Annotated in this window: 18 protein-coding genes and 1 tRNA gene; 2 read left to right on the forward strand and 17 right to left on the reverse strand. The window is 69.1% G+C overall.

Translation table 11 applies throughout. The features are described 5' to 3' along the window. Positions 1-30: 30 nt before the first annotated feature. The 9 genes from MC380_RS16145 to birA all read right to left on the reverse strand — a co-directional run bounded on the left by MC380_RS16145 (position 31) and on the right by birA (position 4,933). Entirely contained in the window at positions 31-231 is a 201-nt protein-coding gene (locus tag MC380_RS16145; protein ID WP_242102638.1) for a CsbD family protein, read from the reverse strand. 228 nt (positions 232-459) lie between these two features. Next, positions 460-612: an entericidin A/B family lipoprotein gene (locus tag MC380_RS16150; RefSeq protein WP_242102637.1), complete on the reverse strand. Its 153-nt coding sequence runs from the start codon at positions 610-612 to the stop codon at positions 460-462. Between the two features lie 183 nt (positions 613-795). Next, on the reverse strand, positions 796-951 hold the full coding sequence (locus tag MC380_RS16155; protein WP_242102636.1) for an entericidin A/B family lipoprotein: 156 nt from the start codon (positions 949-951) through the stop codon (positions 796-798). Positions 952-993: 42 nt separating this feature from the next. Continuing rightward, entirely contained in the window at positions 994-1,914 is a 921-nt protein-coding gene (rocF, locus tag MC380_RS16160) for an arginase (protein WP_242165909.1), read from the reverse strand. Continuing rightward, a complete protein-coding gene (locus MC380_RS16165) occupies positions 1,911-2,318 on the reverse strand; it encodes a rhodanese-like domain-containing protein (RefSeq protein ID WP_242102634.1) in 408 nt (135 codons plus the stop codon). Before MC380_RS16165 ends, rocF begins: the two co-directional genes overlap by 4 nt. Before the next feature lie 14 nt (positions 2,319-2,332). Next, positions 2,333-2,408: transfer RNA gene (locus tag MC380_RS16170), tRNA-Thr, on the reverse strand. A gap of 59 nt (positions 2,409-2,467) precedes the next feature. Beyond that, positions 2,468-3,214 carry an SPOR domain-containing protein gene (locus MC380_RS16175; RefSeq protein ID WP_242102633.1) on the reverse strand — a complete coding sequence of 249 codons (747 nt, stop codon included), beginning with the start codon at positions 3,212-3,214 and terminating at the stop codon, positions 2,468-2,470. 10 nt (positions 3,215-3,224) lie between these two features. Then, a complete protein-coding gene (locus tag MC380_RS16180) occupies positions 3,225-3,962 on the reverse strand; it encodes a type III pantothenate kinase (protein WP_242165960.1) in 738 nt (245 codons plus the stop codon). A 2-nt stretch (positions 3,963-3,964) separates the two neighbouring features. After that, positions 3,965-4,933, reverse strand: a complete 969-nt coding sequence (birA, locus tag MC380_RS16185) for a bifunctional biotin--[acetyl-CoA-carboxylase] ligase/biotin operon repressor BirA (protein ID WP_242165911.1) — start codon at positions 4,931-4,933, stop codon at positions 3,965-3,967. A 169-nt stretch (positions 4,934-5,102) separates the two neighbouring features. Here birA and MC380_RS16190 point away from each other — a divergent pair, with 169 nt between their 5' ends. Together MC380_RS16190 and MC380_RS16195 are read left to right on the forward strand one after the other, a co-directional pair. Further along, on the forward strand, positions 5,103-5,384 hold the full coding sequence (locus MC380_RS16190; RefSeq protein WP_242102630.1) for a hypothetical protein: 282 nt from the start codon (positions 5,103-5,105) through the stop codon (positions 5,382-5,384). A 26-nt stretch (positions 5,385-5,410) separates the two neighbouring features. Then, positions 5,411-6,163, forward strand: a complete 753-nt coding sequence (locus MC380_RS16195) for a M90 family metallopeptidase (RefSeq protein ID WP_242102629.1) — start codon at positions 5,411-5,413, stop codon at positions 6,161-6,163. A 65-nt stretch (positions 6,164-6,228) separates the two neighbouring features. Here MC380_RS16195 and MC380_RS16200 read toward each other — a convergent pair whose 3' ends face one another. The 8 genes from MC380_RS16200 to MC380_RS16235 all read right to left on the reverse strand — a co-directional run. Beyond that, complete coding sequence (locus tag MC380_RS16200) at positions 6,229-7,599, reverse strand: ATP-binding protein (RefSeq protein ID WP_242102975.1); 1,371 nt, start codon at positions 7,597-7,599, stop codon at positions 6,229-6,231. Between the two features lie 81 nt (positions 7,600-7,680). Beyond that, the gene (locus tag MC380_RS16205; protein WP_242102628.1) at positions 7,681-8,367 is read right to left on the reverse strand and encodes a response regulator transcription factor; all 687 of its coding nucleotides are present in this window, start codon (positions 8,365-8,367) and stop codon (positions 7,681-7,683) included. Between the two features lie 86 nt (positions 8,368-8,453). Beyond that, positions 8,454-8,807, reverse strand: coding sequence for a hypothetical protein (locus MC380_RS18040; RefSeq protein WP_343223596.1), 354 nt, complete (start codon positions 8,805-8,807; stop codon positions 8,454-8,456). Positions 8,808-8,996: 189 nt separating this feature from the next. Then, positions 8,997-9,905: an arginine deiminase-related protein gene (locus MC380_RS16215; protein ID WP_242102627.1), complete on the reverse strand. Its 909-nt coding sequence runs from the start codon at positions 9,903-9,905 to the stop codon at positions 8,997-8,999. A gap of 10 nt (positions 9,906-9,915) precedes the next feature. Continuing rightward, positions 9,916-10,914, reverse strand: a complete 999-nt coding sequence (gene dusA / locus MC380_RS16220; protein ID WP_242165962.1) for a tRNA dihydrouridine(20/20a) synthase DusA — start codon at positions 10,912-10,914, stop codon at positions 9,916-9,918. A 277-nt stretch (positions 10,915-11,191) separates the two neighbouring features. Then, complete coding sequence (locus tag MC380_RS16225) at positions 11,192-12,712, reverse strand: DUF11 domain-containing protein (protein ID WP_242102626.1); 1,521 nt, start codon at positions 12,710-12,712, stop codon at positions 11,192-11,194. A gap of 62 nt (positions 12,713-12,774) precedes the next feature. Next, positions 12,775-16,464, reverse strand: a complete 3,690-nt coding sequence (locus MC380_RS16230; RefSeq protein ID WP_242165913.1) for a hypothetical protein — start codon at positions 16,462-16,464, stop codon at positions 12,775-12,777. A gap of 14 nt (positions 16,465-16,478) precedes the next feature. Further along, positions 16,479-20,267: OmpA family protein (locus tag MC380_RS16235; protein WP_242165915.1), on the reverse strand; the 3,789-nt coding region annotated here is incomplete at its 5' end.

Below are 20,267 nucleotides of genomic sequence, written 5' to 3' on the forward strand. Positions count from 1 at the left end.
ACGGGCGCTGGCCCGCATCGTTTCAGACTGCTACTGCAGCGTATTTTCGAAATCGCGGACCTCGCGCTCGGCGCGATCGCGGTCCCATCCGTACTGCTCCTGCAGCTTGCCGGCCAGATACTTGCTGTCGCCCTCGGCCACGTCGAACACGTCGTCGGTCAGTTTTCCCCACTTCTGCTGCGCCTGACCTTTGATCTGGGTCCACTTGCCGGAAATGATGTCCTTGTTCATGCGTTTACCTCGACTACTTACGCGGCAGGGAATGCCGCTACGCGAGCATGGCAGCGACCACCTTCAATCACGGTCAAGAAGTCGTTGCAATCCCGATGCCATGCATTACGCAACGCCCAAAGCAGAACGGGTCGCCTAGGCGACCCGTTCTGCGATTCACTTTGCGGGCTTCCTGACGGAAGCCCTTCGGCGCGGCGCGCGAGGCGACGAGCGCCGTCCAGCGATGGCTCAGTCGTCGGTTGCGCCGGTGTCCTCGGCGGCATCTTCGACCTCTTCGCCGACTTTCTGTACGTCCTGGCCAGCACCTTTCACGGTGTTGCAGGCGGTCAGGGTGCCGGCGGAAAACAGGGCCAACAGCAGCAGGGCAGTCAAACGCTTCATGGAATAATCCTCATCGTTGGTCGGGCCGGGTCGGCACGCAGCTTATGGAACCGCACTGCAGCGTGAAGCCTACGTGGATGCGCCCACGCTGCGCACCCGATCCTGCCCGGACCTTGCCGAGCCCGCGATGAACCGCGCACCAGTGTTCAGGACACAGAAGGCTTGCGCAGGATGTCGAAGCGGTCAGCGCGGATCGGTTCCGCCGGTTTCCTCGGCGGCGCCTTCCACCTTCTCGCCGACCTTCTTCAGATCCTTCCCGAATCCTTCGGTGGTATTGCATCCCCCGAGCACGGCGCCGGCGAACGCCAGCAGCAGGGCCATGGCCAGTACACGCTTCATCTTGAGTCTCCGGTTTGTTGATGGCGATTCGAAAGGTGACGCTCAATCCCGCATCAGGGTCGACTTGCCGAACAGGCTTTCGACCAGGTCGACGGCGACCCGCGCGGTCTCGTTGCGATTGTCCAGCATCGGGTTGAGTTCGACGATATCCAGGGAGCCCATGCGTCCGCAGTCGGCGATCATTTCCATGACCAGCTGGGCCTCGCGATAGTTGGGGCCACCTGGCACGGTGGTGCCCACGCCGGGGGCGATCGCCGGATCCAGGAAATCGACGTCGAAGCTGACATGCAGGTGGGTGCCGGCATCCACGCCCTCCAAGGCCTCTTCCATCACCCGCTTCATCCCGACCTCGTCGATGTAGCGCATGTCGTAGATGTCGAGGTTGTATTCCTTGACCAGGCGCTTCTCGCCCAGGTCCACCGAGCGGATGCCGATCTGGCGGATCTGATCCGGACGGATCGCGGGCGCGTTTCCACCCAGATGCACCAGCGGCTCGGGCCCGATGCCGCACAGGCAGGCCACAGGCATGCCGTGGATGTTGCCGGAAGGCGTCACCTGGCTGGTGTTGAAGTCCGCATGCGCATCCAGCCACAACACCCGCAGCTGCTTGCCGGTTTCGCGGCAATGACGCGCGACGGCGGTGATCGAACCCACGCCCAGGCAGTGGTCGCCGCCGAGCAGGATCGGCAGCCGGCTGGCCTGCAGTTCGGCGCCGACCGCGTCCATGACCAGCCGGTTCCAGGCCACGACCTGTTCCAGGTGGCGATAGCCGTTCACCGGCGGCGCCCAGGGATTGCCCGGGCCGATCAGGTTGCCGCGGTCGGCCACGTCGACGCCACGCTCGGTCAGCGCTTCGCCCAAGCCTGCAATCCGCAGGGCGTCCGGGCCCATCAGGGCGCCCCGGTGGCCGGCGCCGATATCGGTCGGCGCGCCGATCAGCGAGACCGGGGGAAACGACTTCATGGCGAGGCATCCTGTTGCGGCGAGGTCTGGAATTCGAGCCCCGCGGCCTGCCACGCCTGCCAACTCCCCTGCAGCTGGCTCACCTCATGACCATGCTGGCGCAGCAGCGTTTCCGCGAGGCCGGAGCGGCGACCGGTCCGGCAATAGACGACGATCGGCCGATCGCGTCCGAGCGCATCGAGCCGCATCGCCAGCTGGTCGTGGGGAATCAGGATCGCGCCCGGAACATGGCCGGCCGCGTACTCTTCGGGGGTACGCACGTCGAGCACCAGCGGACGTTGCTCGTGGCCGCGCGCGAGCAGCGATGCCAGTTCGCCCGGAGTGACCGGGGTTCCGGCAAGCGCCGCGGGCGCAATGGCCAGCAACAGTGCGAAAGCCCGCAGCTTCGCGGATATGTGCAGCAAGACGCGACTCCGGATGGTGCCGACAGTCTGACTCGAACAGACGACCTACCGCTTACAAGGCGGTTGCTCTACCAACTGAGCTATGCCGGCGTGAAACCGCACGGCGCCGGGCGGCGCTGCGGATGCCCGCGATTCTATCCCAGCCGGGCTTACGCCCCAGTCGCGGCCGTGCATGCGCGCGTCTGTGCCCGGGTCGCGCCGATCATCGCGCGCGCCGCATCGGCGTCGAAGGACGGGCTGGTTTCGACGTCCAGCCACGTGGCGCTGCCGGCGCTGGCCGGCGCCTGAAGCTGCGCCTGGAAACCGGCAGCCTGCAGCGCGGCCTGATGGCGGCGGGCGGCTTCCTCCGCGCCGAACCGTCCAAGGGCGATGCCATTGATGGATGCGCCTTCGCCGATGACGTAATAGTCCTTGAAGCCAGCCGCGTCGATCCGTTGGGCCAACGCCTGCGCAGCGGCGCGATCGGGTTGCGGCGGCATCAATACGGTCCAGGCACCGCCGCGGCGGAGGGTCTCGCTGCGGATGCGTGCACTGCGGGCGCCTTCCGGCAGCTTCGCCTGCGCCCCGGAGGCGGTCGCCGCATCCGGGAACGGTCCGAAGCTGAAACACCGCGCAGCGGTCGCCAGCGGCTGCCCGGTTTCGTCGATGGCCGGTGCCGGCGCATCCGGCGCTGGACCTGCCGGCGGCGGTGCTGGCGTGAACGGAGGTTCGCCGGCCTGCGGAACCGCAACCTGGGCCGATGCTCCAGCGGCCGTTTCCGACACCAGCTGCAGCCGAGGCACGCCGCGGGGGTGCGGCGTCGGTGCCGGTGCAGGCGGATCGGCACGCAGCAGCCACCAGGCGGCCACGCCCAGATTGAGGATCACCAGCAATACGATCAGCGCACGCGCGAACATGCGGCCGATTCTAGGTCACCCCGATGCGTGCCCATCGCGCCAGACCTTCGAGCACCAGACCCGGTACCGGGATCGCCTGCGGCAGATGCGGCAGCAGCGCGGCCATGCCGCCGCCGTGCAGCCACAACGCCGGGGTTGCGCCGACCAGGCGCCGCGCCTCGACCAGGCTGCGTTCGACCAGCGCCAGCGCCGCGCCCTCGCAGCCGGAGGCCAGCGCATCGTCGGTATCGGCAGCGAACTCGACCAGCCGGCCGCCGGTTGCCGGCAGCTGCGCCGCGCGGGCGTGCAGTGCCTCGCGCATCAGCGCCGGCGAAGGCGCGATACGGCCACCCCGATGCAGGCCTCCTGCGTCCAGCAGGTCGATGGTGAGCGCAGTGCCCACGGCGACCAGCAGCACCCCCGTCGCATTGCGGCTATGCGCGGCGGCCAACAGCGCCAGGAAGCGATCGACGCCGAGCCGTGCCGGCTGGGCGTAGGCGATGCGCAATGGCCCGCAGTGCGCCTGGGTCCGCGCGATCTGGATCCGCCCGAAACGCCGGGCAAGCCCGTCGAGCAAGCCGACCGTTGTCGCCGCCGACGCCACGCTGGCCACATGCGCCACTGCGCCCTGGGGGAGCGCAAGTGCAGCGATATCGCCATCGACATGCGCCAGCGCCACGGTCTCGCCGATCTCGCCTCCTGACAGCACGGGCGCGAACTTGAGCCGGGTATTGCCCAGGTCGAACAGCCATTCGCCAGTCGCCTGCACCCTCACGAGGTACGCACGCTGACTTCGCCCGAATGCAGGCGCCGTTCCGTGCCCTCCATCTCCACGCGCAAGGCGCCGTCTTCGGCCACCCCCAGAGCGGTGCCTGCCCGGGCGCTGCCGTCGCCTGCCAGCACCGACACCGTGCGCCCGTACAGCGCGTCATGCCGGGCATAACCCGGCAGGAACGGCGCCAGCCCCTCGCGATCGAACAGATCCAGGGCCGGCAACAGGTACTCGAGCAGGTGCGCGACAAGGGCGCTGCGTGGTGGGACGACGCCGAGCAGGCTGGCCAGGTCGGTCCACGGCTGGTCGATGCCCCCCGCCCGTCCTGGCGGCATGTAGACATTGAGGCCCAGACCAACGACGGCGCGGGCAACTCCCGCCGGTTCGCCGCTCCCTTCCACCAGCAGTCCGCCGAGCTTGCGCCCGTCCGCGACGATGTCGTTGGGCCACTTCAATTGCACATCGGTGGCACCCAGGGCATTGAGTGCGTCCGCCACCGCCACTCCGGACGCCAGACTCAGGCCACCCAGCCGCGCGAGCCCGCCCGCGTAGCGCCGCGAGAGCGACAAGTAGATGTTCGCTGCGAGCGGCGACGACCATATGCGACCCCGGCGTCCGCGGCCGGCGGTCTGACGCTCAGCCAACAGCACTTCCGCCCCCTCTGCCGGAGGTTCGCGGCGCAGCAGCTCGGCATTGGTCGAATCCAGCGACCACGCCACTTCCAGCCGGGCCAGCGCCCCCGCAGCAGATGGGGAAAGCGCCGCGCGGATGCCGGCAACATCGAGCAGGTCCAGCGGCTGGGCGAGGGCATAACCCCGCCCTGCGACCGCGGAGATGGCAACGCCGGCCTCGCGCAGGCTCTGCACCCGCTTCCATACGGCCGCCCGAGTCACTCCGAAGCGGCCGGCGAGCGCATCGCCCGACGCCGGACCTGCGATCAGCTGCTGCAGCAGGTCGTGTTCGTTCATGCAGCCCGCCCGGGAAAGGAAACCGGATTATCCGCCAGCTCGCTTGCCGATCCGGAATTCGACCGATCGGTAGCTATTGCGCCGCAACATGCAACCTTCTGCGCCGCCGCCGCATCCAAGCTATAGTTCACGACGCCCGTCCGCTGGACGAGCCACCAGGGCCGCCGCCATGACCGACCTCTTCCGTACCCGGACCGCACGTGCGCTGCTCCTCGGCGCGTTGCTGACAGTCTCCGTCGGCGCAAGCGCCCGCGATGGACGCATGCACGGGCCCAACGGCGAAGGCGGCACCTGTCCCGACGCGACGATCGAGACCGAAGCCCCGGCACCGGTTGCTTCCAAGCGCCAGCCTATCCGGGAAAAGACCAAGTCCATGCCGATGGTACGCAGCAGCGGCGACAGTGCGGCGCGGCCGCGCTGGCATAGCGTGCTGCCGGGCATGTTCCGCTGACATCGCGCAGCTAGCGTCTGCCTGGGATGCCGCGATCGCTGCTGCGCTTTCTGCAGCGCCGCCCCGAACCGATCGATCCGAAGCTCTGGCGCGACACACAACGCCGCCTGCCGTGGCTCGCGCGACTGGATAATGCGCGGGACGTACGGCTGGGCGTACTGAGCGCGACGTTTCTGCAACGCAAGGCGATCACGCCGCTCGCCGGGCTCACGCTTTCGGACGGCGATCGCGTGCTGCTCGCCGCGCTGTGTTGCCTGCCCCTGCTCGAGTTCGGAGCGGAGGGCCTGCATGGCTGGTCGCAGGTCCTGGTATATCCGGACGCCTTTCGTGCGCACCGGAGCCATGTCGACGCCGCCGGAGTGATGCACGAATGGGAAGACGAGCTCATCGGCGAGGCCTGGGAGCAGGGTCCGCTGGTGCTGTCGTGGGCGGACGTGTGCGCCGATCTCGAAGAACCCGACGCCGGCTATTGCGTGGCGGTGCACGAGATGGCGCACAAGCTCGATGCGCTCGACGGTCTGCTCGATGGCACCCCGCCGCTGCCGCGCGACTGGCAGCGCGAATGGGCGCGCGACTTCCAGAGCGCGTATGACGATTTCGCAGCCCAGGTCGACGGCGGGCGCGAAACGGCCATCGACGCTTACGCGGCCGAGGCACCTGAGGAATTCTTCGCGGTCTGCAGCGAATACCACTTCAGCGACCCGGCCCTGCTGCACGAAACGATGCCCTCGGTCGCAACGCATCTGCGGCGCTTTTACGGACCATCCCCCTTTGGCTGACGCAGGGCGCGCCTAGGCCCGCCTTCGGTGTGTCCGGATTCCACGATGGCGGGCCCGGCCCCGCCCTACAGCCCTGGCGGCAGGACCACTTCGAAGCGCGCGCCGCCCAGTTCCTCCGACGCGCCCACGTGCAGCTCGCCGCGATAGCCGTGCACGATGTCCTGCACGATCGCCAGGCCGATGCCATGGCCCTGCACGCGCTCGTCGCCGCGCACGCCACGTTGCAATACATGTGCGATGCGTTCGGGCGGAATGCCGGGACCGTCGTCCTCGACCACGATGCGCAGGCCAGGTCGGCGGTTGGGTGCGGTCTGCCCGGTGCGCGCGGTGAACAGCACCCGTGACCTGGCCCACTTGAACGCATTCTCCAGCAGGTTACCCAGCAATTCCTGCAGGTCGCCGGGCTCGCCGTGGAAACGCGCGGCCGGGTCGACATCGAATTCGCACAGCACCCCGCGCGAGGCGTGGATCTTTTCCAGCCCCTGCACGATCTGTTCGGCGTGGCCCTCGACTTCCACCGGCGCAGCGAACAGCTTGTGCCCGCCCGACGCGGCGCGGCTGAGCTGGTAGCCGACCATGTCGTTCATGCGCCGCAGCTGGGTATCCAGGTCCTCGCGCAGCTCGGCCTCGCTCGCACCGCTGTCCAGGCGCGTGCGCAGGACCGCCAACGGAGTCTTGAGACTGTGCGCCAGGTCGGCCAGGGTGTTGCGCTGCCGGTCCAGATGCTCGCGCTCGCTCTCGATCAGGGCGTTGATGCTTTCGGTGAGCGGCTCGAGTTCGCGCGGGTGGCGCTCGCTCATGCGATAGGCCTGCCCGCGCTGCACGCGCGCCAGTTCCGACACCACGCGGCGCAGCGGCAGCAGGCTCCAGCGCAGGATCAATGCCTGCAGCAGCAGCAGGATCACCGCCGCGATGCCGAGGTAGCCCCACAGGGCCTGGCGATAGATCTGCACCTGCAGCGGCAGGTTGCCGGCGTCCTCCATCACGTAGATCGTGTAGGGGAATTCAGCCGCATCCCCGCGCGTCGCATCCACCAGCCCGATGCCATAGCGATAGACCTCACCGCTCATGCCGTTGCTGCGCGTGATCGGCAGCGCTTCGCTGAACTGTTCCTCGCGCGGCGCCAGCATCTCGCCCTGCGGCAGGGTCGGACCCTGCGCCGAATTGGAGACCCAGCGCCCGCTGGGCAGCACCACTTCGGCGTACAAGCCGGCACCGGGCCGGTCGAAGCGCGCATCGGGTGGGAGTTCGGGCGGAATCAGACTGCCGTCGCGTGCGAACTCGATGCTCTGCGCATAGGCCAGCGCGTAGCCCTTCAACCGGTCGCGAAGGCCATGGCCGGCAACGTCGATGAAGGCGCGATCCAGCGCATAGCCGGTCAGGGCGAGAAACGCCACCAGCCCCAGGCTTGCGGCCCACAGCTGGCGCGATTGCAGGGAGCGCGGCCGCCATCCGAAGCCAGGCGCGCGCGCGCTCATCATGGATGCAATTCCCGCGGGACGGCGATGCGCGCGGGATCAGCCTTCGTTGCTGCGCGGGATGGCGAAACGATAGCCACGGCCGCGCACGGTCTCGATCGGCTTGAGCGTGCTTTCCGGATCGAGCTTCTTGCGCAGGCGGCCGATGAACACCTCGAGCACGTTGGAGTCGCGATCGAAATCCTGCTGGTAGATGTGCTCGGTCAGGTCGGCCTTCGACACCAGTTCGCCAGCATGCATCATCAGATACTCGAGCACCTTGTACTCGTAGCTGGTCAGGTCGACGTTGCTGCCGTTGACGCTCACCGTCTGCGCGGCGAGATCCAGCACCACCGGTCCGCACTCAAGCGTCGGCTTGCTCCAGCCCGCCGCGCGGCGCACCAGCGCATTGATGCGCGCGAGCAGTTCCTCGACGTGGAAAGGCTTGACCAGATAGTCGTCCGCGCCCTGCTTGAGCCCGTCGACCTTGTCCTGCCAGCTCGACCGCGCGGTCAGGATCAGAACCGGAAACTGCTTGCCCTCGTCGCGCAGCGCCTTGATCAGTTCCATGCCCGACATCTTGGGCAGGCCCAGATCGATGATGCCCACGTCGAATGGAACCTCGCGCCCCATGTACAGGCCTTCTTCGCCGTCCTGCGCCGCATCCACAGCGAAGCCTTCGCGCTTGAGGCGCGCGGCCAGGGTCTCGCGCAACGGCGCTTCGTCTTCGACCAGCAGGATTCGCATACGATTCTCCGGAATTGGACCGCCCTCAGCGCGACGGGCATTGCGATGAAGCGGTCAAACGCTTCTCGTTGCGACAGCGTGATGACTCAATCGTCGTCGTCGCGTGTAGGCGGACGCCGTTCGGCGCGTCGCTCTTCGCTGCGACGCCGCTGGGGATCGTCCATGTACACGCGCACGCGACCCCGGTCGTCGAGGACCTTGACCCGGTGCATTTCGCGGCCGTCGAACGGCACGCGTTCGGCACTCAACACCTGCCCACGCGTATCCCGCTCGACCCGGCGCACGCTGTCGGAAAGCGTGTCGTGCCGGTCGCGTTGCGGCTGCGGCGGAAACTGCGGCGCCGGTGGACCGCCGCGGCCGCGACCTTGCGCCCACGCGGCGCCCATCCCCAGCATCAGCAGGGCGGTCAGCACGAGGACCAGGGCAGGCGAACGGGGCATCGGAGAACTCGGTGTTTCCACAGTAGACGACGACAGCATGGGCCAAAAGGCAGGCCCCCTGGGCCTGCGGGCCAGCATGCAGCCGGCTCCAGGTGGATGCGGATTGTCGAAAGGAAGCAGTGAATCCGTCCTTAATTTGCTGAACGGCAGCAATTCAAAGACCTGCCTATAGCGGGCAAGCGGTTGTTTTCAAAAGATTTCTGCGACGCAACACCGGAGCGAGCCGCCCGCGGCCTCGATTGCGTCCAGCGCCACGGCGCGCAACGCGAAGCCGGCGTCCGCCAGCCCCGCCTCCACCTCCTCGCCCAACGCGCCCGCCGCGCCCTCACTCATCCATGCCGCGTCTGAAGTCAGGGCGATCGCATTGCAGGCGAATGCGGCGTGGGCCGCTGGGCCAACGCGCAGCCCATGCTCGTACAGCGCACAGATCGCGTCGGCAACCGCCGGATCGGCGAAACCCGCCGGGCTCAGCAGGGCCGCGCGACCGGCCAGCACCGCGAGCACGACGTTGGTGTGGTATTCGCCCGGCGCCAGGTCGAACAGCAGGGTCGCACGCAGGCCGAACGCGGCGTGCATCAGCGCCGCGCCCTCGGCATCGCAGCGCTCCGACAAACCGCAGAAACCGATGCCGCGCAGGCGGTCGATGACCAGCGCACCGGTCAGCTCGCAAGTGTGCGGCTGCCGCGACAGGTCCACTGTTTCGTAGCCGAGCACCTGTTGGAAGAAGCCGCGGATGTCCTCGCGCCCGGCCTCCCGCTGGCGCACCGGGTGCCGCATCCGCCCAACGATCAGCCTGCCGGGCGCGGTGGCGAACACATTGTTTGGAAACAGCCCGTCGGGCGCATCGGGATCACCGGCGAATCCAACGACCGGGAGCTGGGCCGAAAGCGCACGGTGCAGCTGTCGGTGCTGCGCCATGGCACGCGCCGGCTCGAAATCGGCGGCGGAGGCCATGTAGCGATTGTCGCGCGCCGATTCCGTCGCCAGCGCAAATCCTTCCGGCGCCACCAGGAATGCGGCCCTGGCCGTCGGCGATCCGAAGTCCGTGCGCAAGGTACGGGCACGGTTCACGAAGGCATCGATATCGCGCGTCAGCATCTGTGCGCGCTCATGCCGCGGCGCACTCGCCGGATGCAGTCAGGGCGAGCGCCTGCTCCACCAGCGCCCAGCCCGCGCCCGGGCGGTGCGCGCCTTCGCTGAGCACCTGCCGGAAGGCGCGCCCGCCGCGCTCGCCCGCGAACAGCCCCAGCCAGTGGCGGCTCATGCGGTTGAGCGGCACGCCGCGCGCGAGGTGCGCCTCCACGTAGGGCCGGAGCGTGCGCAGCAGCTCGCCGCGCGTACGCAATGCTTCGCCAAACCAGGCGACATCGATCCGATGCAGCAGATAGGGATCGTGATACGCCGCGCGCCCCAGCATGGCACCGTCGGCATGCGCCAGGTGCGCAGCGGCTTCCGCCGCATCGGCGATGCCTCCATTGACCACGACCTGGAGCTGCGGACGCTCGCGCTTGAGCCGCCATGCCCAGTCGTAGCGCAGCGGTGGCACCTCGCGGTTCTCCTTCGGCGAGAGCCCCTTGAGCCATGCGTTGCGCGCATGCACCACGAACATGCCGCAACCCGCGGCGGCGACGGCATCGACGAAAGCGAGGAAGCGGCCGAAGTCGTGGTCGTCGTCGACGCCGAGCCGGCACTTGACCGTCACGGGTATCGAGACCGCAGCGATCATCGCCGCCACGCTGTCGGCCACGAGCTGCGGTTCGCGCATCAGGCAAGCCCCGAAGCGGCCGGCCTGCACGCGATCGGAGGGGCAGCCGCAGTTGAGGTTGATCTCGTCGAAGCCGTGCGCCTGCCCGATCCGTGCGGCCTGCGCCAAGAGCGCCGGCTCGCTGCCGCCCAGCTGCAGCGCGACCGGATGTTCGACTGGATCCATCGCCAGCAATCTGGTGCGGTCGCCATGGATCACCGCATTCGCGTGCACCATTTCCGTGTACAGGCGCGCATGCGGAGCCAGCAGCCGGTGGAACACGCGGCAGTGACTGTCGGTCCAGTCCATCATCGGGGCGACGGATAACCGCAAAGACGTATCGTGCAACGAGAACTCGCGCATTCGAAGGGATGCCAACATGCGACAGGGCCTAAAAGGCGGTCATCAGGCGTCGGCCACGCTCGATGAGCGATCGCAGCAGTGGTGTCTGGATTCTGACCGGTACGGCGCTAGGTTATACCCAACCCCGTCGGGGAACCCGATCCATGCGCGCAGATCCCGCCGCGCGTGAAGCCGTATCGTTCAATGCAGATGCAGGTTCGGCAGATGATGCGGTCGATCGGGCGTCGGCGCGCATCTTAAAACGGTCTCCTTGCAACGGCCGCCATCGCGCCCGCTCTCACGGCGTTCCGCTGGCGGTCACAGTGCAGGTCAATGCGAAGCTCGCCTGCCCGCCCGCTGGCAGGGTGGGAATCGCTATGCCGGAAGACGATTGCAAGTCCACCACGGTCGGCGTCGCGGGACACACCGCGCCACCGCTGGCGCTGCAGGTCAGCGGCCCGGCGCTGCAGTCCAGCCCGGCCACGGCGGGATCGCGCAGCACCGCTCCGTCCCCAGCCGCGGGACCAGCGTTGGCCACCGTCAGGGTGTAAACGATCTGACCGCCGGACGGGACCGTCGCCGGATCGGCTGTCTTCACAATCGACAGGTCGGTCTGCGGCAGCGGCGTGTTGATCAGATCGCAATCCACCACGTCGCCCATCTCCAGAATATTCAGCACCGGCGGCGAGGCGGGGTCGTACTCGTCGTCGAGCACGGTCTGTCCGCTACCGGTATTGACGCAGACGACGCGCCGCGCGTAGGAATCCAGCGTCGACGCGCTGCCGGGCGCCATCTCCTCGACCAGGGTCAGCGCATTGCCCGACATCGCCATGGTGCCGATGTACGGATAGGCGCCGGTCGCCGCACCGCTGGTGGTGCCAGAAGCGACCGTCAGGCCGTCGACGTTGACAATGCGATAGATGAACTGGTCCGAAGCGTCGACGCGGCCTTCAGGCAGCACCTTGCGCAGGCGCATCGCGCAGCAGCGCACGCCGACCGCGATGCCTTGCCCGGCGGCGGAGTGGATCTGTCCCATCACCGTGAACGGCTGCGCGCTGCCCACCGCCTTCTGTGACGCCAGCACCACGGCATTGGCATCGCTGCCGGCGGTCATGCCCTTGAAGCGAAGACAGTCGACGTAGCTGCCCAGGCAGGCGGAAGCCACTCCTGGATCGAGCGTGGCCGGCGTGCCCTGCTGCACGGCCGAAGCCGGCGCGTTACCCAGCCACTCCAGCACGCTCCAGGGCGATCCGCCTGAGACCACGCCGAAGTCCAGGTACTCGGGGTTGGCGTTCAGACGCTCGGCGTCGGCCACCACGATCTCGAACGGCAGATCGGTCACCTCGGATCCGTCCGGGGCGTACAGACGGATGTCGGCCAGCGTCAGCACGGCGTTGTTGCCGCGCCCGTCCGGCGAATGCAGCGCCGCTGCGTTCGGCGTGAGGATGGTGTAGAAGCCGGAGTTGCCGCTGAAGTTCGAACCCGTCCAGGTCGGCGCCTGGCGCACTGTCAGGCGCGGGTTCGCAGCGCTACCGCCGCTGACGCTGACATTGAGCTGGATCCTGGAGCCGTCTGGCAGATCGAACTCGAGCGGCGCATTGCTCGTTCCGCTCGGCAGGTCCTCATCGATCGCACCAAACTGGAACCAGCAGATGGTGCCGACGTACAGGCCGTTCGAGTTCGGATCGGCAAGGCGGCATTCGTTGGCTGAGGCCATGGGCACCGCGCCCAGCAGCAGGAGCAACGCCAGCAGGGCGCGGGGGAAGGAACCGGCGGCGCTGCCGCCGCGTCGGCGGATCCGGCGTGATGCGAAATCCATGATTGCCGCCCCTGCGGTGATCGTGTATGCGCCGAAGCGTGGTTTCCCGGCTTGTCTGGCCATTAGTAGCTCCCCACGAAGTTGACGAACCAACCCTTGTGGTCGTAGTCGAAGTCGGTCAGGTCGTCGCTGAAGTCGGTGAAGTTGTAGCCGACGCCGACGCGGAAGTTGCGGCCAAGGTCGCGGTCCACGCCGACCAGCCAGCCCTGGCGGGTGCCGCCATCGTCGACGTCCAGCCAGCGGTACTCGGCCAACGCGTGCCAGCGGTACACCAGTTCGTAGCGCACCTGCGCCGCGGCGAAGGTGGTGGCCGAATCGAACCAGTCGCCGGTGCCGCGGCCGAAGCGCACCTCGCCCTCGCGCCGCGCCAGCTTGCCGGCGAACTCCCAGTGCCGGTCGTGGCGGTACACGCCCTCGAACGACAGCACCTGGGACTTCTGGTCGACCTGCGCGCCGCCGACCTGGCCCAGCGTGGCCAGGTCATAGAGATAGGTGTAGCGGCCGAACAGGCCCCAGCGCGTGCTGTTCCACGGCCGGTAGGCGAAACCGAAGTTGCCCTCGATGAACTTCGCGCTCGCCTCCGGGTTGATGTCGTCCTGGGTATCGGCGTAGTTCAGGCGTGCGGCGATCCGCCAGCTCTCGTCGAACTTGTGGGTCAGCCGGTTGGTGCTCACCCACTGGGTGACGCGTTCGGCGCCGGTGTCCTCGCGCAGCTCCAGCTTGCTCTGCCAGGCGGTGTCGCTGGAGGTGTGACCGCCGCTGACGCTGATCGCGCGTCGGTCGACATCGCCGCCGCCGGCGTTGGTCAGATCGCCCTCGCTCAGGGTGAAGCCGACGTTCCAGCCCTGCACCGGGTAGAAGTCCATGCCGAAGGTGTGCGCCAGGCCGCTCTCGCGCCGGCTCTTCAGGAACTGGCTCTCGTTGAACAGGTTGACCTGGTTCGACAGCCGCCAGCGCTGGCCCAGCGTCCAGCCGTTCTGCGCATTGGGGTTGAATAGCGGGTCGTAGTCGCTGCGGTCGGTGGAATAGGTGTAGCTGCCGTAATAGCTGTGCTGCGCCGAACGCCGCCATTCGCCGCTGACCTGGGCCGCGTCGCCGCGGTCCCCGGTGGTCATCTCGGCGCCGAGCGTGGACAGGTTGGCGAAGTTGTAGCGGCCGCCCAGGGAGAAGGCGTCGTTGTCGGCGTAGCGGCCGCCGTCGTCGTCGAGCGTGAGCTGGGCAGTGCCGTACAGGTCGAACGCGGTGCCGAAGCGATGGGTGTAGCGCGCGGCGCCAAGCAGGCCGGCAGCGTCGAGCGCGGCGCGCTGCTCCTCGACCCGGCGCAGCTCGAAGGCCAGCGCGTCGAAGTCGCCGATCCGCCACTCGGCGTTCGCCTGGGCCTGGGTCAGCACGTCGCCCGCGCGCTCGGCGCGGCTGTAGCGCGCGAACACGCCCACGTCCGGCCCGAACTGGCCGAGCACCTCGGCGCCGTACTCTTCGATGTCGGCGCCGGTGTCGAAGCGCGAGATCGAATAGCCGGCATCCACCTGCCGCCACCACGCGCCGGCGCTCCACGGCTGCGCGGTCCAGCCCAGCTCCTCGAAGTTGGCGCGCGCCTCGACCGCGGTGGCCTCGCCCTCGCGCACGCCTTCCGGGTTGAGGCGGGTGAAGCTCAGGCCGCCGTTGTCGGAGAAGAACACCGGCGCGCCGGTGGACTCGGTGCGGCTGTGCTCGAGCTTGAGGTAGGTGCCCTTGCCGGCCTGCAGGGTCACGTCGGCGCCCATCAGGGTGTAGTCCTCGCCCGCGCGGTTCTCGTCCACGTAGGTCAGGCCGACGCCGAGGTGGTCGCCGAACCAGTGCTTGCCGCGCACACCGGCGGTGACCTCGTCGGCGTTGAAGTCGCTGGGCAGCCATTCGTAGTCGACGATCAGGCGCTGCTCGAAACCGTCCAGCGGCGCGTCGCGGGTTAGGGTCGGGATGTTTTCGCGGGTGACCTGGGCCAGCGGCCGGGTCAGCAGCACGCGGCCCTGCAGTTCGTCGATCTCGTAGTCGGCGCCGCGCAGCAGTTCCACGCGCTGCTCGACGCGGCCGGTGGTGCGGTCGCGCACCTCCAGCACCACGCGGTCGGAACCGGGCAGGAGGTCGGTGTGGCGCAGGTAGTACAGGCTGCCGCCGGTGCCGAGGAACTCGCTGTGCCCGGGCGCGGTTTCCGCTTCGGATGCAAACGCGCGCAGTTGCGTGGCCGGATCGCCCCAGGCGTTGGCCATGCGCGAGCGCCAGTTGAACGCGGCGCCGTACAGCGAGCGCACATACTGGCCGTACTCGGTGCCGGTGAGGCCGGTGGCGAAGTTGCCCCACAGGGCCTCGTTCTTGTCCCAGTCCACGCGCGCGTAGAACCGGCCCATGGTGTCGACATCGCGCCAGACGTTGGAGTCGTCGCCGTAGGTCGGGTAATACAGGTCCGGATCGAGGCGGCGGAACACGTCCTGCGGGTCGGCCGAGGTGAAGCCGTCGAACAGATCCTCGAGCGGACGGTTCTGCGTATCCGCCTGGGCGGTGAACAGGTATTTGCCGCCCAGCTTGGCCTTGCCGTAGAAGGCCAGGCGGCCGTCGCTGAGGATGTCGTCCTCGCGCCCGGCCAGTGCCAGCGACTGGCCGGTGCCGCTGGCGCTGTTCTCGTACACGGTGATGTCGGCCAGCGCCACGCCGAAGAAGTAGCGGCCGCTGACGTCCACGTCGAGCGCTTGCGTGATCGGCGGCGTGCCTTGGGCGCCTTGCAGGCCGATCTCGAACCGGTGCCGGCCCACGGGCATCAGGTATTCGGCGACGAACTTGCGTTCCAGGTCGACCGGGTAGTTCTCGCCGTTGATGCGCAGCCCGTAGCCTTCGGGCAGGTTGCGGCCCTGCACGCGCACGCGCGAGCCGTAGATCGGGATGTTCTGCTGGCGCAGGCCGTTGCCTGCGAACGCGTCCTCCACCAGTTGCCGGGTCAGCGCCTGGTCGGCGCTCAGCGCGGTGCCGAGCGCGCGCTCGGCGCCCTCGCGCAGTTGGGTGCGTCCGCGCTCGACCTCGTCGGGGCGCACCAGCTGCAGCTTGCGCGGCGCAGTCTCGTCGAAGTTGCCCTTGTCGTCGTAGGCGCGCAGCACGTACACCAGCTCGTCGCCGTCGCGCACCTGCAGTCTGGCCGGCAGCGCGCCGTCCCATTCTGCCTGCGCGGCGGCCTGCACCGGCAGCGAAAGCTGCATGACCGGCGCGATCAGGTCTGCGTCGTTGCCGCGGTACACGCTCAGCTCGTAGCGCTTCACGAACGCCACGTAGTTGCTGCGCACGAAGAAGCGCACCGGCTCGGCGATGCGGCCGCCGTCGAAGGCGACCATCGCCGGCGCGGTGATGGTGAGTTCCGGCGCGCCCAAGCCCGGGTCCTCGGTGGCCCAGACCGCGCCGCCGCCCGGCAACTGCGCCGAGAATGTGCCTTGGGCCTGCGCGCGGCCCGGCTGTTCGAGCGCGACCGAGACGCGGCGGTCCGGCTGCAGCGCCTGTGACGACGAGCCCGCGCTGGTGCCGGTGGTGGCCGGCTGGTCGTAGCTGCGCGTGCGCACGCGGAACACCAGCTCGCCGTTGCTGTCGCTGCAGGCGTCGCCTGCGCATTCGATCGGCGCACCCGGCTGCGCTGGCACGGTGTTCTGCATCGGCGCGGCGTCCTGCGCCGATGCGGTGGCGCTCATGCCGGCCAGGATGCCGATCAGGGTGGTGTCGAGCAGTTTCATCTTCATGATCCGGATCCCCCTCACTTGCGTTCCGTAGCGACGGGGGCCGTCGGATCGCTGTTTGCCTCGACGCGCACCTTGGCGGCCACTTCCGGGCCGAGCCGCTGCACCAGCGCCTGCTGCACGGCGGTGGCCCGGCGCAGGCCGAGCGCGGCGTTGTAGGCGTGCGAGCCGCGCACGTCGGTGTGGCCGACGATCGCCACCACGCCGCCACCGAGCGTTTCGAGCCGCTGTGCGACCGCGTCGAGCAGACCCTCGAACTCGGGCCGGATGTCCGATTTGTCTGTGTCGAACAGCACCGTGCCTAGCAATGCGCCGCCGGCGTCCACGCCCGCGACCAGGCTGTGCGGGTCGTTCACCTCGGTGCGCAGGACTACGCTCAGCCTGGCCTGCGCCTGTGCGTCCACTTGCGCCTTGAGCGCGTCGCGCACCGCCGCGGCACGCGCGAAGGCTAGGGCTTCGCTGTCGCCATCGGCGGTGATCACCACTTCGCCGCCGCGGTACGCATCGACCTTTTCGGCCATCCGCTCAATCGCGGGCAGGTAGGCTTCGCGCACCTCGGCGCTGCCCGGGGCGAAGATCACCTCGCCCAGCTCCAGTTCCACCTTGCGCTCGCCGCCTTCCAGCACCTGCACCGGCAGCCGCACGCCGAAGTCGAAGCGCACCGGGATGCCCGGGGTCACGCGACGCAGGCGCGGGTTCTCGGTGGTGAACACCGTGCCCGGAGGCAGCGTGGCCGGATCGACCTTGAGGATGAAGTTGCGGCCGTGGCCCCAGTCGCCACCCCAGACGTCGGCCAGGTGGTAGCGGCCGTACTGGTCGGTCTCGATCAGCAGGCCTTCCACCGAGGCGATGCGCACGCCGGGGATGCCGCGCTCGTCGATACCCTGGTTCGAGATGACATAGGCCACCTCGAAGCCGCCCTCCACCGCGGACACCGTGCGCTCCACTGTCGGCTCGGCCACGGTCAGGCCCTTGGCGGCTTCGCCTGCGCGCTCCACCCTCGTGTTGCCTGCGGCATCCATGCGCACGGTGACGCCCTGGGCGCTGGTCAGCACGAAGTCGTCGGTGAACTCGGCCGAGGTCAGGCGCTGGCGGAGCGTGATGCGATGCGCCTGCACCGGATCGGCTTCGGACTGGCGGGCGGAGATCGCGCCCACGTCGACGCCGTGCAGCAGCGGCGCGCTGGCGTCGGCCAGCGGCTGCGGGCCGTCGCCGCGGTCGATCGTGGTCGAGCCGGCGATGTAGGCGCCCGGCGCGAAGCCGCCCTGCACGCGCACGTCGACCAGGTCGGCGCGATCCTGCCAGCCGTCGCCGTCGCGGTCGTCGAACACCGTGCCGAAGATCAAGCTGTCGTCGAGCAGCGGATCGGTGTCGAGCGCGACCTGCGCGGTGGCGACGTTGGAGACCGGATCGCCCGACTCGTCCACGGCCACCGCCTCGTTGACGTGCACGCCCGCGCGCACGCCGGCGCCCACGCGCAGCAGGTAGACGATGGTCGCGTGTGCACCAGCGTCGATGTCGAGCCCGCCGATGCGCAGCGGATGCTTGCCGTCCAGCGCGAAGCCGCCGTCGCCGTCGGCGACCGCCATCGATCCTTCGACGTAGCTGAAGCCGGCCGGCGGCGTATCGACGACGACGGCGCCGGTCACGTTCACCGCGCCCACGTTCTCCACCGTCAGCGTGTAGCGGACCAGGTCGCCGATGGCGACGTCGCGCACGCCGACGGTCTTGACGATGCGCAGCTGCACGTCGTCGGACAGCTCATGGCGGGTGTCGCAGTCGCTGCACTCCGGCGGCGGCTGGCCCTGCCCGCCATCGGACTGGCCGATCACCACGTTCTCGACCGTGCCCGAAGCCGCGGCGGTCACCGTCGCCGGGTAGGCGAAGATATAGGCGCCCGGCACCGAGCCGGCCGGCAGCACGCAGACCACGTTCGCGCCTTCGGCCGTGCAGCCGGCAGGCAGCGCGCCCACGGCCAGGCCCGGTCCGGGCGTGTCGATCAGGCGCACGTCCACCAGCGTCGCCGAGTTCTCGATCGTCGCGGTCAGCGTGTACTCGATGGTGTCGCCGACGGCGACCTCCTGGTCCTCGCCCGGAGTGGCGCTCTTGGCGAGGACCACACGCGGGGAAACCAGCTGATGTTCCGTGCTGCAGGTCGTGCACGCCGGCGGCTGACCGCCGGTACCGGTGCCGCCGGTGGCGGCGACCACGTTGCTCACGATGCGCGCTGCATCGGGATCCACCGTGGCGGTGTAGTTCAGCGGGTACGTGCCCGGCACCGTGCCCGCGGGCAGCGTGCAGGTCAGCGCGCCCGTGCAGGCGAACGCGCCGGCGCTGGTCACTTCGGCGAAGGTCAGGCCCTCGCCCGGGGTGTCGCTCAAGGTCAGCGTGTCGATCGTCGCCGAGTTCCCGACCGTCACGGTCAGCGTGTAGACGATGGTGTCGCCCGCGCGCACTTCGGTGCCGCTGCCCGGGTTGGAGGACTTCGCCACCCTGATCACCGGCGCCACCACGACGTGTTCGGTCGTGCAGGTGGTGCACTCCGGATCCGGATCGCCGCCCGGCGGATTGCTCGCCGTCACCGCGTTGCGCAGCGTGCCGGCGGCGTCCGCATCGACCGTCGCGGTGTAGCTCACCGGGTATGTGCCCGGCACCGTGCCCACGGGCAGCGTGCAGGTCAGCGTGCCGGTGCAGGTGAACGCGCCCGCGTTCGTCACTTCGCCGAAGGTCAGGCCTTCGCCCAGCGTGTCGGCCAGGGTCACCGCCTCGGTCGTCGCCGAGTTGGCCACCGTCACCATCAGCGTGTAGGTCAGCGTGTCGCCCGGCGACACCTCGCTGCCCGGCGCGGGGTCGGCGCTTTTGACTACCGCGATCGAGGTTTCGTCCAGTTCGTGCTCGGTCGTGCACGACGTGCAATCTGGGTCCGGATCGCCGCCCGGCGGCGTCGATGGCACCACCATGTTGCCCACCGAACCGGTTGCATCGGCATCCACCGTGGCGCTGTACGCGAAGGCATGCGGACCCACCGCGGCACCGGCCGCCAGCACGCAGGTCACCACCTGGCCGCTGGCCGTGCAGCCGGCCGGCAGCGCGCCGGCAAGCGTCAGGCCGTCGCCGAGCGTGTCGGTCAGCGTGATCGCCTCGGTCGTGGGGGCGTTCGCCACCGCCACCGTCAGCGTGTAGGCGATGGTGTCGCCCGGGCTCACCGTCGCGCCCGTTCCCGGGTTCGACGTCTTCGTCACCGCGGTTTCAGGCGTCAGCGGATGCTCGGTCTCGCAGCTCGTGCAGCCGGGGTCCGGGTCGCCGCCCGGTGGCGTGGTCGGCACCACCACGTTGCCGACCGAACCGGTCGCGTCGGCGTCCACCGTCGCGCTGTACGCGAAGGCGTGCGAGCCCACCGCGGCACCGGCCGCCAGCACGCAGGTCACCACCTGGCCATTCGCCGTGCAGCCTGCAGGGACCGTGCCGGCGAGCGTCAGGCCGTCGCCGAGCGTGTCGGTCAGCGTGATCGCCTCGGTCGTGGCCGCATTCACCACTGTCACCGTCAGCGTGTAGGCGATGGTGTCGCCCGGGCTCACCGTCGCGCCCGTTCCCGGGTTCGACGTCTTCGTCACCGCGGTTTCAGGCGTCAGCGGATGCTCGGTCTCGCAGCTCGTGCAGCCGGGGTCCGGGTCGCCGCCCGGTGGCGTGGTCGGCACCACCACGTTGCCGACCGAACCGGTCGCGTCGGCGTCCACCGTCGCGCTGTACGCGAAGGCGTGCGAGCCCACCGCGGCACCGGCCGCCAGCACGCAGGTCACCACCTG

This window comes from Lysobacter sp. M15 (assembly GCF_022662515.1).
Lineage (GTDB): Bacteria > Pseudomonadota > Gammaproteobacteria > Xanthomonadales > Xanthomonadaceae > JAKPBU01.